The sequence below is a fragment of the Ensifer sp. 22521 genome (assembly GCF_052044795.1).
In the GTDB taxonomy this organism is placed as follows: Bacteria; Pseudomonadota; Alphaproteobacteria; order Rhizobiales; family Rhizobiaceae; genus Ensifer.
This window is the reverse complement of sequence record NZ_JBQENM010000010.1, coordinates 37,124-51,689: the sequence shown is the minus strand read 5'-3', so window position 1 is coordinate 51,689 and position 14,566 is coordinate 37,124. Positions and strand designations below refer to the sequence as shown.

Sequence of the window (14,566 nt, the reverse complement as noted above, 5' to 3'; positions counted from 1 at the left end):
ACACTGGCATACAAGGACGTCCCCTTTGGCAATCAGGCTCAATTTTCTCGACGGTGACTTCGAACAAAAGTTCGCGTCATTCCTGACGACCAAGCGTGAGGTGTCCGAAGACGTCAATGCGGTGGTCAAGGCGATCATCGACGACGTGCGCGCCCGGGGCGATCAGGCACTCGCCGAATATTCCAAGCGCTTCGATGGCGTCGATTTCTCCGTGACGCCGATGGCCGTCAGCGCGGCCGAGATCGATGCGGCGATCCAGGCGGTCGAGCCGGAAGTGCTGGGCGCGCTCAAGGTCGCTGCCACCCGCATCGAGGCGCACCACGCGCGCCAGCGGCCGAAGGACGATATCTACGAAGACACGATGGGCGTCGGCCTCGGTTCGCGCTGGACGGCAGTCGATGCCGTCGGCCTCTATGTGCCCGGTGGCACGGCGAGCTATCCGAGCTCGGTGCTGATGAATGCGCTGCCGGCGAAGGTGGCGGGCGTTCCCCGCATCGTTATGGTGGTGCCGGCAAGCGGCGGTGAGATCAATCCGGCGGTGCTTGCAGCAGCAAGGCTTGCGGGCGTCGAGGAGATCTACCGCGTCGGCGGCGCGCAGGCCGTTGCGGCGCTTGCCTATGGCACCGAGACGATCGCCCCCGTCGCCAAGATTGTCGGCCCGGGCAATGCCTATGTTGCCGCCGCCAAGCGCCAGGTCTTCGGTACCGTCGGCATCGACATGATCGCCGGTCCCTCGGAAGTGCTTGTCATCGCCGACAAGCACAACGATCCGGACTGGATCGCCGCCGATCTCCTGGCCCAGGCCGAGCACGACGTCGGCGCCCAGTCGATCCTGATCACCGACGATCCGGCCTTCGGCCAGGCGGTCGAGGACGCGGTCGAGCGGCAATTGAAGACGCTGCCGCGGGCCGAAACGGCCTCGGCAAGCTGGCGCGATTTCGGCGCCGTCATTCTCGTGCCCGATCTCGAAAAGGCCGTGCCGCTCGCCAACCGTATTGCAGCGGAACATCTTGAGCTGGCGCTCGCCAATCCCGAGCCGATGGTCGAGAAGATCCGCAATGCCGGCGCGATCTTCGTCGGGCGGCACACGCCCGAAGTCATCGGTGATTATGTCGGCGGCTCCAACCACGTTCTGCCGACCGCGCGCTCGGCGCGCTTCTCGTCCGGCCTCGGCGTGCTCGATTATATGAAGCGCACGTCGATCCTTCGGCTCGATCCGGAGCAGTTGCGGATCCTCGGACCGGCGGCGATCGTGCTGGCAAAGTCCGAGGGGCTGGAGGCCCATGCGCGTTCCGTCGCTATTCGCCTCAATCTCGGGGATGCTGGATGAAGGCGGACCGCAATCTGCGCCTCTGCGATGTCGTTCTGGACGAGACCATCGGCCGCTCGACGCCCGACGTGGAGCATGAGCGCGCGGTTGCTATCTTCGACCTGCTCGAAGAAAACCTGTTCGAACCGGTCGGCCATCCCTGTGGCCCCTACAAGCTCAATCTCTCGCTCGTCGATGCGAAGCTGGTCTTTTCGATCTCGACCGAAAAGGGCGGCGATGTCGCCACCCACATCCTGTCGCTGACGCCGTTTCGCCGGATCGTGAAGGACTACTTCATGATCTGCGAGAGCTACTACGAGGCGATCCGCTCGGCGACACCGAGCCAGATCGAGGCGATCGACATGGGGCGCCGCGGCATTCACAACGAGGGCTCGCAGACCCTGATGGATCGCCTGTCCGGCAAGATCCGGCTGGATTTCGATACGGCCCGCCGGCTGTTCACGCTCGTCTGCGTGCTCTATTGGCGCGGGTAGAGGCGCGAACCGGCATGACGGCAACCGAGGCACCGCAGTTGAAAGCGCCCCGCTCGGTCCTCTTCATGTGCGGCATGAATGCCATCCGCTCGCCGATGGCCGAAGCGCTCGCCAAGGCGGCGCTGCCAGCGGGAACGTATGTTGCCTCGGCCGGCGTCCGGCATGGCGAACGCGATCCGTTTGTCGACGTGGTCATGGCCGAGGTGGGCTTGAGCCTCGGCCGCCACCAGCCCCACACGCTGGATGAACTCGAGGACGACTACTTCGACCTCATCGTGACGCTGGCGCCGGAGGCGCATCACAAGGCGCTGGAATTGACTCGCTCGATGGCCGTCGACGTGGTCTATTGGCCAACGCCGGACCCGACGGTGGCAGCCGGCACCCGCGAGCAGATCGTCGATGCGTATCGCGCCGTGCGCGATCACCTGTCGACGCTGATCAATCATCGGTTGGTCGGCTCGCACAGACGAGAGAAAACTTGAGAGCTTCCCGGAAATCCGAGTGCGGTTTCCGACGACAGTTCTTTTCCATGTCTTCTTAGATCCCATCCGATTTAAGGCTAAAGACACGTAGCAGTTCAAAGTGCTATAGCGACCTCTGCGCCTCTGATAGGACGCGCGGCGCCGTAGCCGTCACAAAAGCGCAAAAGCCGGTGTTAGACGGTTCACAAATCCTCGTTGATTGTGTAGTTTCCGGCGAATTTTTCGGGATACCTGACGTATCCCTAAACAAAGATAGAAAGAACAGTCCTACATGGCGAAAGAAGAAGTCCTTGAATTTCCGGGCGTGGTCACCGAATTGCTTCCGAATGCGACCTTCCGCGTGAAGCTCGAAAACGAGCATGAGATCATCGCCCACACGGCGGGCCGCATGCGCAAGAACCGCATCCGCGTGCTTGCCGGCGACAAGGTTCTCGTCGAGATGACCCCGTACGACCTTACCAAGGGCCGTATCACCTACCGCTTCAAGTAAGCCGCTCCGGCTCTACGCAATTCCTGGAGCATTTCCGCTTCTTCTTCGAATCGCGAAAACGCTCTAACCTTTGGTTGGATTGCAATTCCAGACGCAAAACCGCTTCACCCGCATTTTGCTGGAATTGCTCTGGAGTGACGGCTCGTTCCGATGACAGTGGCCAAGAAACTGATACTGGCGTCCGGCTCGCCGCGTCGCGTCGAACTTCTGGCGCAGGCGGGCATCGAGCCCGCGCGCCTGATGCCGATGGATCTCGACGAGACGCCGAAGCGTGCCGAACACCCGCGTTCGCTCGCAAGGCGTCTGTCGGCTGAAAAGGCGCGCGCAGCACTTGCGGCGATCAAGGGCGAGCCCGGCTGGGACGGAAGCTATATTCTGGCGGCCGATACGGTCGTCTGCGTCGGCCGGCGCATCCTGCCGAAGCCGGAACTGGTCAGCGAAGCCACCAGCGCACTGCACCTTCTCTCCGGCCGCAGCCATCGCGTCTATACCGGCGTGTGCCTGATCACCCCGGACAAGACGCTCAGGCAGAAGGTCGTCGACACCAAGGTGCGCTTCAAGCGCCTGTCCGGTTTCGATATCGAAAGCTATCTCGCCTCGGGCCAATGGCGCGGCAAGGCGGGCGGCTACGGCATCCAGGGCATTGCCGGCAGCTTCGTGGTGAAACTCGTCGGCTCCTACAGCAACGTCGTCGGCCTGCCGCTCTACGAAACCGTCAGCCTGCTTGTCGGCGAAGGCTATGATGTGCACAATCGTTGGCTGGAAGGCTGAAGCCGGTGCCAGACGAGACAAATAACGACGAAACGAAGAAGAGCGGTTCGAACGTCGCGCCCCTGCGGGCGCCTCGACCCTGCCCGGAATGCGGACGGCCGTCGCATCGGGAGCACTATCCCTTCTGCTCCGACCGCTGCCGCAATGTCGACCTCAATCGCTGGCTCTCCGGCTCCTATGCCATTCCGGTTGCCGACGACGAAACGAAGGCCGACGACGACGATCGCTAAGGCGTACCGCTGCGGTCGGGCGCGTGGGTCCGGCCTTTCCCTCAACGCTCCTCTTTATCGTGAACGACGCCTGGATGGTCCTGCGCGCCAGCAGGTGAATGCGGCCGCCATTTTCGGTCTCCGAGGACCACTTCTGTCTCGGAGAGTACGGGGGAAGCGAATGCGATCTCTCTGAAACTCTTTGCTTTTTCGGTTTTTTTGACTGTCCACAGGATTTCGGTCAAAAAACTTTCATTTGGCGCTGGACACCGCCGAACAAGATGCTATAACCCCGCTCGCTTCCGGGGCAAACACAAGCGCCCCGAGGGTTCCGCAAGGAACCGCTGCCCGAAACGGCAGGATGCCCGGATAGCTCAGTTGGTAGAGCAGCGGATTGAAAATCCGCGTGTCGGTGGTTCAAATCCGCCTCCGGGCACCATTCATCTCCTTGAATGTTTGGTCTCGAAAAGCTTGAAAGCCACGTTCGGCGTTTACTGAGCGTTGCGTCACTCGTTTGCCCTCAATATGTCGTCCACTCCTGCACCAGCATCTCGCGAAAGCGGATCGCTGCCGGCGGCGCAACTTCCTGGATACCGATGTCGCCGCGAACCCGCAGTCGCTCGATTCCTACATTCAGTACATTGAAGTCGTGTTGCAGAAGACGATTGACGGAGCGGCCGCGTTGGGCTCGCTGCTGACGCGCATCGACATGCAGACGACCTTTGGTCAGACGCTGATGGCCACCATCGAAAAGGGGGGCGGACGTTTGCTGGATGCCGATATGAACGAGACGTCGACGCGGCTGAAGGCATTGCAGACGCGGGAACAGCTTGGCATCCAGGCTTTGCAGATAGCCAACTCCAATGCGCAGAACATCCTGCAGCTTTTCCGCTGAGCGATCGCGTCGTCGCGAAGCGATGACGAAAGCATCGCAGCCGAGAGGGTTCCAGCACGTCGCTGATCAGGCATCGATCCTCCCTTTTAGCGAAGGTGGGAATCGACGGCTGTCACCTGCGTTACATGTTCGTCGCAGCTTCCGCATATTCTCACGCCCGGGAGGACCTGAGCGGCGAACGTCTTCGTCGCGTAATCGATGCCACGAAACCACAACAAAAACAGGGTCGTGGCAGGGTCAACCGAGGATCAGAAATGCGTAAATTTTCCAGGCTCTCTCTAGCAACGCTCGTCGCGGCCACGATCGCTGCGGGTGTGTCCGCTCCTGCGTTCGCAGGAGGCAGCTACTACAAGGGCGTTTCACCAACGGCGGTCAATGAAGGCCACGGGAGCGAGAAGTACAACCCGCCCGGAAAGACCGTAAACCGCCCGCCGCCGAGAAATGGTTCCTACTACAAGGGCGTCATGCGCAAGTAGGAAAAGCACGTGAGAGGACGTCGATCGGCCGGGACGCCGTCGGCTATCGGCCACAGGTCCGCCTCTCAGGCGTGAGTGACATCGCGAAAAACAAGGAAGGGCGCCATGGCGCCCTTCCGTTTCAGATCAGAACATGACTGAGAATATCGCCTTCGCTGACCACCATGTTCGGCGGATGGCCGTTGCGCAGATACTGCTTGCGGTCACTATCGGCGGTAATGAACACGGCGGTGCGGGCAACCTCGTCCGCTGTCAATTGTGTCGTTGGCGGCACGACAGCGATTTCGGAACGAAGGCCCAGCTCGCGCAACAGTTCCTCGATCGCGCGGTGGTCGTCCACGCCGTGAAGAACAAGCCGATCGATTTCTGCGATCGCGTTTGTGTGCCAGGTGACTGTCTGAAGCGCGACCATGAGGGGCAGCGACCCCCGTGCCTGCTGCACATCGGGATGGTGCTCGAAGCCGCCCAGCATCAGCCGCGTATAGAGTTCATAGGCGCGAACGTAGTCCTTCTTCATCATCCACATGCGCAAGGCAACGCTCATGCGGATCATGGTGAAGTCCCTGATCTGGGCATCGAAATAGGTGCGCCGATCGGCGGTCAGCTTGACGGCACCGCGCTTGGCGCCGCTGTAGAGGAAGTACTCAAGACCGCCCCGGTACGTATCCCATGCCGTCAGCGTCTCGGCGTGGCCGGCCTGCGGCCGATCGCGGACGATCTTCGAGCGTATCACCTGGCGATAGAAAGGCTTCTTCAGGAAGGTGACGGCGCCCAGTTCCAGAAAATGTGCGAGATAGGCGAAGGCCCAATAGGCGAAGTGCCGGGGCGCCCAGGCGGAGCGCAGGGCCGAGGTCCGGTAAATGCCGATCTCGGGAAAGACATGTCGGTCGACGAGAAAATCGAAAACCGGCTCGAAGTCCCGTTTCTTGAACTTGGTATCCTTATCGACCGAGAAGAACGGCGCACTGTCACGTTCGTCGATCTCGTCGTGTGTGTACCAGGGCGCAAAGCACACCGTCACTTCCGGATTGAGATCCAGATAGCGGATTGCCTCGCGCAAGCCATCGTTGATGAGCACGTCGTCATCGGCGAGGTAGAGCGTGTATTCGCCGACCGCGCGGCTGACGGCGCTGATGACGTTGGGAATCGCGCCGAAATTCTCCGACTGGCGGAAATAGCGGATCGGCAACCCCTTGGCGACAAAGCGATCGACGATCTCCCGGGTGCCGTCGGTCGAGGCGTTGTCGGAAATGATGATCTCGTACTTGAAGGAGAACTGGTAGAGTTCGACGAAGTAGCCGAGCGCCTTTTCGAGGAAGGGCGCGCGGTTATAGGTGGGAATGCAGATGCTCAGCTTAACCTGGCTCACTCGCCTCTCCATTGTCAGTCACATGCGACAGCGGGCCTTCCGCAGACCGCCGGTCGCGTCTCGTTTGCTTGCACGCCGGCACGAGAACAGCGGTGGCTGGCGATGCAACGGCAGGGATCGGGCGCCTCAGGGCGCAAGGGGCAGCGCGCAGAGAAGGCCGATCCTACGCTCCGTTATTCCGCTTCGATCTTGCGTGAGCCTTGTCTTGAATAAAGGCCGTTCAGGCGGCAGCTGTGCAGAGGGTGAGCAGGACCCCCGTTAGCGATTTGTTAACCATGCTTGCGCAATCTCGATGGTTGTAACAATGGCGCTCGAACCCGGTCTTCATCGAGCCACATGCCCGAAAGCAGACGCATTCGTTCATTCCTAAGGGAGCAGAGACAAGGATGTACGAAATGGCAGCCCATATGATGAAGATGCTGATGAGCATCATGGCCGCGCTTTCGCTCGGCTCGCTGCTGTTTCTAATGGCTGTGCTCTAACGACGGTCAAAGGTTCGGGCGGCGCGCCCGTCAGGGGTAGAGGTAGAACTCGTCCCAGCTCTCGTGCGGCACAAGCTCGCCGATCTTGTATTCGAAAGACAGGACATCCAGGTGCTCCGCGTCGGTGCGGCACTTGAACTTCAGCTTGTACCATTCCCCCTTGCTGCGGAACACGGCGCCCAGCGCCTTCATCTTGTCTTCCTTCACGACCGGCTCGGCGAAGGTGTAGGCGATCACCTTGTCCGGCTTGAAGGTCGACTTGTCGGCGTTGATGCGCTCCATCGCCTCGGTATCGCACCGCTGTTCGAGCCGGGTCTGCGGGTCGAGCTTTTCGAACTGGCGCACCAGGGACTGATCCATCGCCAGCGCCGGGGAACATGTGGCGGCGAAGATGAGCGGGTACGCGATTGTCTTCATGCTCGACGGACTCCTGCGATGAAAAAGAACCGGACCCGGCAAATCACTCCGGGACGCGCCTGCGGTTTCAGTTAAGCTTTGTGGCCATTCCAAGGCAGGTCACGTTTCCGAAACGTTGAACTACGTTTCCGACACGTCGATCCATTCGGCCCCGGTCAGTTCGACGATGCGGGCGGGACTGATGTGCACCGCCGCATTGGTGGCACCGGCGGCCGGCACGACGATGTCGTAGGCCTTGAGCGACAAGTCGCAATAGATGCTGTGCGGCTTGGCAAGACCGAAGGGGCAGACGCCGCCGACCGGGTGCCCGGTCTCCGCCTCCACCTCGTCGAAGCCGAGCATGCGGGCCTTGGTGCCGAAGCGGGCCTTGTACTTTTTGTTGTCGAGGCGGGCGTCGCCGCGCGTGACGATGAGGATCACATCGTCGCCAACCCGAAGCGCCAGTGTCTTGGCGATCTGCGCCGGCTCGACGCCGTGGCCCTCGGCCGCGAGCGCAACCGTGGCGGTGCTCTGTTGAAGCTCGATGACATCGATATCTGGGGCGTGCTGGGAAAAGAAGTCTTTGACGGAAGTCAGGCTCATGGCGAAGGATTCACGTTATTGAAGAGCGATGGCGATCAGCCGCGCTACGAACAACCGCCACGGCGTTCGGCTTCGCGCGGGCAAATCTCTCAGTCGTCGTTGGAAGCGTCAAGGTCTTCGGGGCGTCGGCCTTCTTGCCCAGGCGGCAGATAGCCATGGCTGGTGAACCAGTTCTCGAGGATCGTGGCGATCGCCTGATCCCGTGACAGCGTTCCCGGGTGATCGGCGATGAAAGACCTGAGCGCCGTCTCGATCTTGTCGGTGTAAAGCGCGTTCATGCGTGCCTCCGTCTGGCAAGTGCGATGTTCCGTCCGGTGACCCGTCCAGCAGATCACAGTGCTACAGCCCTGTTCGCGCGTCCAGATGGAACGGCCGAGGGCCGTTCCATGCGCGAAGGCGGCTGCCGCCGAATGGTGTGGGCTCAGGCCTGCTTGACGATGCGGATCAGCACCAGAAGGATCACCGCACCGATTGTCGCGTGCAGGATTGCCGAGAGAATACCGCTGCCGAGGCTGATGCCGATCGCCGGGAAGAGGAAGCCGGCGATGAAGGCGCCGATGATGCCGACGACCATGTTGCCGATAAGGCCGAATCCGCCACCCTTGACGATGAGGCCGGCGAGCCAGCCGGCGACCGCGCCGACGATCAGGAAGACGAGAATGCTTTCAATACCCATGAATGGTCCCCTTTCCATTGGATCTCGATTGGAAAGATAGATCAGGAATCGAAATCAGATAGAGGGCAATTTCATCGCGCAGCGATTTTTTGAGATTTGAATGATCGCCGGCGCGCGCCGGACCCCCAAGACGAGGGCACGGCGCTGCTCGATCGGTATCAGACGATGCCGCCTCCGCCGCCGGCAACGGCCGGGCGTTCGGCGGCGACCTTCGCGCGATATCCACTTTTCCGATAGGTCGCGACCGGCGCCACCGCTCCGCCGCTCTCAAGTCGCGCCATCGCAAGGATCGGCTCGATATCAGTGCGGAAGGCGGTCTTCAGCGTCTCGCTCGCCATCAGCGCGTCGTTGTCTTCCTGGCAGCCTTCAAGCACCTTACGATCGACGATCAGCGCCTGGGCATAGGCCCGGCAAACCTCGGTCGCGCTCGTCATCAGGCTCTCGATCGGATCGGTGACGTTGTGGCTCTGGTCGAGCATATGCGCCGGCTTGAATCCCTTGGCGCCGCGCGTTTCCGCATCCACCAGCTCGTTGAACACGAGGAACAGCCGATAGGGGTCGATCACGCCCGTGTCGAGATCGTCATCGCCGTACTTCGAATCGTTGAAGTGGAAACCGCCGAGCTTGCCGAATTGGATGAGGCGGGCGACGATCATTTCGATATTGACGTTCGGCGCATGGTGACCGAGATCGACGAGGCAGAAGGCCTTGGGGCCGAGCTCCTGCGCGATCAGATAGTTTGTGCCCCAGTCCTGAACGACGGTCGAATAGAAGGCCGGCTCGAACATCTTGTGCTCGGTAAAGACCCGCCAATCCTCAGGCAGCGCCGCATAGACCGATTTCATCGCGTCGAGATAACGCTCGAAGGCGCGGGTGAAGTTGCTCTGGCCGGGGAAGTTGGAGCCGTCGCCGACCCACACCGTTAGCGCCTTGGAGCCGAGTTGCCGGCCGATCTCGATGCATTCGAGATTGTGCTCCACCGCCTGGCGGCGGGTTGCGGCATCGACATGCGACAGCGAGCCGAACTTGTAGGAGTGCTCCTGGCCCGGTGTGTCGGAGAAGGTGTTGGAGTTCATCGCGTCGAAGCCGAGGCCGAGCGACGTGCCCTTCTGCTTCAGTTCGGGAATGTCGCTCACATTGTCCCAGGGAATGTGCAGCGAGACGGTCGGCGTCGCCCTGGTCAACTCATGGATGACCGCACAATCCTCGAGCTTGTCGAAGATGTTGCGTGGCTCGCCCTTGCCGGGGAAGCGGGCAAAGCGCGTGCCGCCGGTGCCGACACCCCAGGAGGGGACGGCGACGCCATAGGCGGCGACCTTGCGCTTGATCTCGTCGATCGCGATACCGCGGCGGTCGAGCCGCTCGCCGAGGCTGTCATAATCCCGGCGAAGCGCCGTGAGACGGCTTTCGTTCTCGGCCTCGACCGTTGCCGGGCTGATCATCGTCGTCGTCATGGAAACCTCCTCGATCAGCGGGTGAAGGACTGGGCGTTGCCCGCGTCGACATTGATGATGTTGCCGGTGGATTTCGCCGACATGTCGGAGGCGAGGAAGTAGATCGCCTCGGCGATGTCCTCCGGGAAGACGCTGAGCTTCAGCATCGAGCGCTCGCGATAATGCGCCTCGAGGTCGTCGACATCCATCTTGTAGGCGGCGGCGCGCTGCTCCTTCCACTCGCCAGTCCAGATCTTCGAGCCGCGCAGCACCGCGTCCGGGTTGACGACGTTGACGCGGATCTGCGCCGATGCGCCCTCAAGTGCCAGGCAACGGGCGAGATGGATCTCGGCCGCCTTGGCGGTGCAATAGGCCGAGGCGCCGGGGGAGGCGGCAAGCCCGTTCTTGGAGGCGACGAAGACGATATTGCCGCCGGCTTTCTGCTGGCGGAAGATGCGGAAGGCTTCGCGCGAGACGAGGAAGTAACCGGTCGTGAGGATCTCGATGTTCTTGTTCCAGAGCGAAAGCGTCGTGTCCTCGATCGCAGCGGACGAGGCAAGACCCGCATTGGAAACGAGAATATCGAGGCCGCCAAAGGCCAGCAGCGCATCAGCGAAGCCGCCTTCGACGGCCGCCTCGCTGGTGACATTCATGGTGACGGAGCGGACGACATCCTTGCCGTAGCGTGCCGAAAGATCGCTCTCGGCAGCGGCGAGCGCCGTCTCGTCGATATCGGCCAGCACCACGCACGCGCCTTCCTGCATCAGCCGGTTGGCCGTCGCCTTGCCGATGCCGCCGGCACCGCCGGTGACGAGCGCGATGCGGCCGACAAGGCTCTTCGGCTTCGGCATGCGCTGCAGCTTCGCTTCCTCCAGCAGCCAGTATTCGATGTCGAAGGCTTCCTGTTCCGGCAGGCCGACATAGGTGGAGACACCGGAAGCGCCGCGCATGACGTTGATGGCGTTGACATAGAACTCGCCGGAGATGCGGGCGGTCGCCTTGTCCTTGGCGAATGTGATCATGCCGACGCCCGGCACGAGATAGACGACCGCATTGGGATCGCGCATAGCCGGGCTGTCTACGCGTTTGCAGCGCTCGTAGTAGGCCGCATAGTCGGCGCGATAGGCGGCGATTGCCTCGGGAAGCGCAGCGAGCGTCCCGTCGATATCCGGCTTGGCCGGATCGAATTCGATCACCAGCGGTCGGATCTTGGTGCGCAGGAAGTGGTCGGGGCAGCTCGTGCCGAGCGCCGCCAGCGGCTTCAGGTCCTTCGATGTGACGAAGTCGAGCACGGCCTGGCTGCCGTCGAAATGGCCGACCTTCTTCTCGTCGGCGCTGATCAGGCCGCGGATGACCGGCATCAGCTTGCGGGCGACATCGGCGCGGGCAGTAGCGTCGAGCGTCGCTGTTACTGCGCCCCCGAAGGCAGGCTTAGTGTTCTCGACCTCGAACCAGGCGATCGCCTTGTTGATGATCTCGATCGTCGTCTCATAGGCCTCTTTCGCCGTGTCGCCCCAGGTGAAGAGGCCGTGGCTTTCGAGCACGACGCCACGGGCACTCGGGTTTTCCAGGCAGAATTTTTCCAGCCACAGACCGAGCTCATAGCCGGGGCGCTTCCACGGCAGCCAGCCGATGTCGTCGCCGAAGATTTTTGCCGTCAGCTCGCGGCTGTTGTTGGCGGCGGCAATCGCGATGATCGCGTCGGGATGCATGTGGTCGACGTGCTTCTTCGGCACGTAGGCATGCAGCGGCGTGTCGATCGAGGCGGCGCGCGGATTGAGATTGAAGGTGCAATGCGGCAGGTAGCCGACCATCTCGTCTTCGAAATCAACGCCGCGATAGATCGTCTTCAGCGCATTGAGCTTGTCCATGTAGAGCGTCGCGAAGCCGTCGAGCTTGATCGTGCCGACGTCGCCGCCGGAGCCCTTGACCCAGAGAACCTCGACAGTGCCGCCGCCAAGCGGATCCTTTTCCATCACCTTAGCCGAGGTGTTGCCGCCGCCATAATTGGTGATGCGCTTGTCGGAGCCAAGCAGGTTCGAGCGATAGAGCAGCCGCTCGGATTCGCTCATACCGGCAGCCTTCGCCTCGTCCCAAAGGTTTGCAAGTCGTGCGCCCTGCTGCTTGTCGAGCATCTCGAATTCCTCCCGGTCTGATGTCGTGCGGCTTGGCGTCCGCACGGAGATATGGTTGGCATCAGATCATAGGACTTGAGCGTTAAAGTCAATCAAAAACGATCAAGTTCGCGCATATTGCGCTGCACAATGAAAAAATATGATTGATTGTGATTGACAATGGTCGATCGTGATGGAAGCATGAACGCCATCGGAGGAACGCATGCACGAGAAAGAAAGACATCGGATCATTCTGTCGGCGGTTCAGGAAAAACCCGTCGTCACCGTCCAGGAGTTGGTCGATCTGACCGACAGTTCCGAGGCGACGATCCGGCGCGATATCGCGGCACTCCACGTGCAGAAGAAGCTGCGCCGTGTGCGCGGCGGCGCCGAGGCAATCAACCCGCCGCAATTCGTCGGCCTTGCCGGTCGGCCGTTCAAGGTCAACGAAGGCCTGCACGCCCGCGAGAAGCAGGCGATCGCCAAGGAGGCGGTGGCGCTCTGCGAGGATGGCGAGCCGATCATCATCAATGGCGGCACCACCACCTTCCAGATGGTGCATTTTCTCAGCAATCGCCGCATGCAGGTGTTCACCAATTCCTTCCCGATCGCCGAGCACCTTTTAAAGCACTCAAAGAACACGGTGATGCTGTCCGGCGGCACGATCTACCGCGAGCAGAACATCATCTTAAGCCCCTTCGACAACGACGTGACGCGCAATTTCTATGCGCGCCGCATGTTCATGGGGGCTCAAGGACTGGGGCCGCTCGGCCTGATGGAAGCGGACCCGCTTCTGATCCAAGCGGAACAGAAACTGATCGATCAGGCGGACGAACTCGTCGTGCTGGTCGACTCGTCGAAATTTCACAAGCGATCGAGCCTCATTCTTTGCGGGCTGAAGCGGATCGCCACTGTCATTACGGATTCGGGCATCGAGGACAGGCATGCCGCGATGCTCGAAAATGCCGGGGTGAGGCTGGTTGTGGCCAGCAGCAGGGCCGGTACGGATGCGGAGAACATATCCTCGTCCGCCTGACGCGGGTGAGGAGAGGGGAAGGCGGTGGTCACGGTTAAGGGAGCCGGGTCGTTGCCGAACGGAGGAATTTGCGCCGGATGCGATTTTCGCGAACCGGACAATGGGAGGAAATGAGCATGAAGATCCTGAAGTCACTGATGGTCACGGCCGCGGTTTCGCTTGCGCTGATGGCCAATGCCGCGCATGCGGAAAACAAGAAGATCGCGCTCGTCGTCAAGGCGCTCGGCATCGGCTTCTTCGAAGCTGCCAACAAGGGCGCCCAGGAAGCCGCCAAAGAACTGGGCGACGTCGAAGTGATCTACACCGGCCCGACCTCGACCACCGCCGAGGGCCAGATCGAGGTGATCAACTCGCTGATCGCCCAGAAGGTCGATGCGATCGCCGTTTCGGCCAACGACACGGACGCCCTGGTGCCGGCGCTGAAGAAGGCGATGGACCGCGGCATCAAGGTCATCTCCTGGGACAGCGGTGTCGCCAAGGATGGCCGGTTGATGCACCTCAACCCGTCGTCGAACCCGCTGATCGGCAACATGATCATCAAGCTTGCCGCCGACAACCTGCCTGAGGGCGGCGACGTCGCCGTGCTCTCGGCGTCCGCAACAGCGACCAACCAGAACACCTGGATCGCCGAGATGAAGAAGGTCCAGGGCAACTACAAGGGCATCAACGTCGTAACAACCGTCTATGGCGACGACCTTGCCGACAAGTCCTATCGCGAAACCCAAGGGCTCATTCAGTCCTATCCGAACCTGAAGGCGATCATCGCGCCGACCTCGGTCGGTATCGTTGCCGCCGCACAGGCCGTTACCGACGCCGGCAAGATCGGCCAGATCAACGTAACGGGCTTGGGCCTTCCCTCGGAAATGGCCGGCCACGTCAAGTCGGGCGCTTCCAAGTCCTTCGCCATCTGGAACCCGATCGACCTCGGCTATTCCGCAACGATGATCGCCTATGATCTGATCGGCGGTGCCGAAGCCAAGCCCGGCGCGGAACTGAAGATGGGCCGTATGGGTGCCGTCAAGCTCGACGACAACAATGAAGGCGCGATGGCCGACCCGTTCGTCTACGATGCCAAGAACGTCGAGGAATTCGCCAAGATCTTCTGATCTGGCGAACGACCAAACTGGCGTCGCCCCTCATCCGCGCGGTGAGGGAAGGGCCCCTCATCCGCCTGCCGGCACCTTCTCCCCGCAGGCGGGGAGAAGGGACAAGCGGCAACCGTTCGCTCCTCTTCCACGTCAAGGAGGGAGGAGAGCGGCGTCCTCGTTCCCTCTCCCCGCGCGCGGGGAGAGGGTTAGTCCTCGGGTTAAACCCGAGGAGAGGGGCATTTG

General features: G+C 61.5%; 17 protein-coding genes and 1 tRNA gene. 11 read left to right on the top strand and 7 right to left on the bottom strand.

Translation table 11 applies throughout. The annotated features are described in order from the left end of the window. Nucleotides 1-25 precede the first annotated feature (25 nt). The 9 genes from hisD (at nt 26) to ACTJKE_RS16845 (ending at nt 5,126) form a co-directional block, all read left to right on the top strand. A complete protein-coding gene (hisD, locus tag ACTJKE_RS16885; RefSeq protein ID WP_058323568.1) occupies nt 26-1,330 on the top strand; it encodes a histidinol dehydrogenase in 1,305 nt (434 codons plus the stop codon). Then, nucleotides 1,327-1,803, top strand: coding sequence for a UPF0262 family protein (locus tag ACTJKE_RS16880; RefSeq protein WP_057248170.1), 477 nt, complete (start codon nt 1,327-1,329; stop codon nt 1,801-1,803). The genes hisD and ACTJKE_RS16880 overlap by 4 nt, the downstream gene beginning before the upstream one ends. A 14-nt stretch (nt 1,804-1,817) precedes the next feature. Beyond that, nucleotides 1,818-2,285, top strand: a complete 468-nt coding sequence (locus ACTJKE_RS16875; RefSeq protein ID WP_057248171.1) for an arsenate-mycothiol transferase ArsC — start codon at nt 1,818-1,820, stop codon at nt 2,283-2,285. A 271-nt stretch (nt 2,286-2,556) separates the two neighbouring features. Beyond that, the gene (infA, locus tag ACTJKE_RS16870) at nt 2,557-2,775 is read left to right on the top strand and encodes a translation initiation factor IF-1 (RefSeq protein WP_004435948.1); all 219 of its coding nucleotides are present in this window, start codon (nt 2,557-2,559) and stop codon (nt 2,773-2,775) included. Nucleotides 2,776-2,925: 150 nt separating this feature from the next. After that, nucleotides 2,926-3,546 carry a Maf-like protein gene (locus ACTJKE_RS16865; RefSeq protein ID WP_058323566.1) on the top strand — a complete coding sequence of 207 codons (621 nt, stop codon included), beginning with the start codon at nt 2,926-2,928 and terminating at the stop codon, nt 3,544-3,546. 5 nt (nt 3,547-3,551) lie between these two features. Further along, nucleotides 3,552-3,776, top strand: a complete 225-nt coding sequence (yacG, locus tag ACTJKE_RS16860) for a DNA gyrase inhibitor YacG (RefSeq protein WP_057248174.1) — start codon at nt 3,552-3,554, stop codon at nt 3,774-3,776. A 342-nt stretch (nt 3,777-4,118) separates the two neighbouring features. Next, nucleotides 4,119-4,194 (top strand) — tRNA-Phe (locus ACTJKE_RS16855). A gap of 75 nt (nt 4,195-4,269) precedes the next feature. After that, nucleotides 4,270-4,650, top strand: a complete 381-nt coding sequence (locus ACTJKE_RS16850) for a flagellin (RefSeq protein WP_440692034.1) — start codon at nt 4,270-4,272, stop codon at nt 4,648-4,650. Between the two features lie 254 nt (nt 4,651-4,904). Next, nucleotides 4,905-5,126 (top strand): hypothetical protein, encoded by a 222-nt coding sequence (locus ACTJKE_RS16845; RefSeq protein WP_113398434.1) that lies wholly within the window; start codon nt 4,905-4,907, stop codon nt 5,124-5,126. Between the two features lie 121 nt (nt 5,127-5,247). On the opposite strand, the gene ACTJKE_RS16840 is transcribed toward ACTJKE_RS16845, so the two are convergent. From ACTJKE_RS16840 to ACTJKE_RS16810, 7 genes are all read right to left on the bottom strand, one after another. Continuing rightward, the gene (locus tag ACTJKE_RS16840) at nt 5,248-6,495 is read right to left on the bottom strand and encodes a glycosyltransferase family 2 protein (RefSeq protein WP_058329023.1); all 1,248 of its coding nucleotides are present in this window, start codon (nt 6,493-6,495) and stop codon (nt 5,248-5,250) included. A gap of 512 nt (nt 6,496-7,007) precedes the next feature. Beyond that, the gene (locus ACTJKE_RS16835) at nt 7,008-7,394 is read right to left on the bottom strand and encodes a DUF930 domain-containing protein (protein WP_057248178.1); all 387 of its coding nucleotides are present in this window, start codon (nt 7,392-7,394) and stop codon (nt 7,008-7,010) included. Nucleotides 7,395-7,514: 120 nt separating this feature from the next. Beyond that, entirely contained in the window at nt 7,515-7,976 is a 462-nt protein-coding gene (locus tag ACTJKE_RS16830; RefSeq protein WP_058323563.1) for a YbaK/EbsC family protein, read from the bottom strand. Nucleotides 7,977-8,065: 89 nt separating this feature from the next. Further along, on the bottom strand, nt 8,066-8,254 hold the full coding sequence (locus tag ACTJKE_RS16825) for a hypothetical protein (RefSeq protein ID WP_057248180.1): 189 nt from the start codon (nt 8,252-8,254) through the stop codon (nt 8,066-8,068). 143 nt (nt 8,255-8,397) lie between these two features. Beyond that, nucleotides 8,398-8,652 carry a GlsB/YeaQ/YmgE family stress response membrane protein gene (locus ACTJKE_RS16820; RefSeq protein ID WP_057248181.1) on the bottom strand — a complete coding sequence of 85 codons (255 nt, stop codon included), beginning with the start codon at nt 8,650-8,652 and terminating at the stop codon, nt 8,398-8,400. Between the two features lie 158 nt (nt 8,653-8,810). Further along, the gene (gene rhaI / locus ACTJKE_RS16815) at nt 8,811-10,106 is read right to left on the bottom strand and encodes an L-rhamnose catabolism isomerase (protein WP_058329022.1); all 1,296 of its coding nucleotides are present in this window, start codon (nt 10,104-10,106) and stop codon (nt 8,811-8,813) included. Between the two features lie 14 nt (nt 10,107-10,120). After that, nucleotides 10,121-12,220 (bottom strand): bifunctional rhamnulose-1-phosphate aldolase/short-chain dehydrogenase, encoded by a 2,100-nt coding sequence (locus ACTJKE_RS16810; protein WP_058329021.1) that lies wholly within the window; start codon nt 12,218-12,220, stop codon nt 10,121-10,123. A 202-nt stretch (nt 12,221-12,422) separates the two neighbouring features. On the opposite strand from ACTJKE_RS16810, the gene ACTJKE_RS16805 reads away from it, so the two are divergent. After that, entirely contained in the window at nt 12,423-13,235 is an 813-nt protein-coding gene (locus tag ACTJKE_RS16805) for a DeoR/GlpR family DNA-binding transcription regulator (protein WP_057248184.1), read from the top strand. A gap of 116 nt (nt 13,236-13,351) precedes the next feature. Then, entirely contained in the window at nt 13,352-14,341 is a 990-nt protein-coding gene (gene rhaS, locus ACTJKE_RS16800) for a rhamnose ABC transporter substrate-binding protein (RefSeq protein WP_057248265.1), read from the top strand. Nucleotides 14,342-14,566 lie beyond the last annotated feature (225 nt).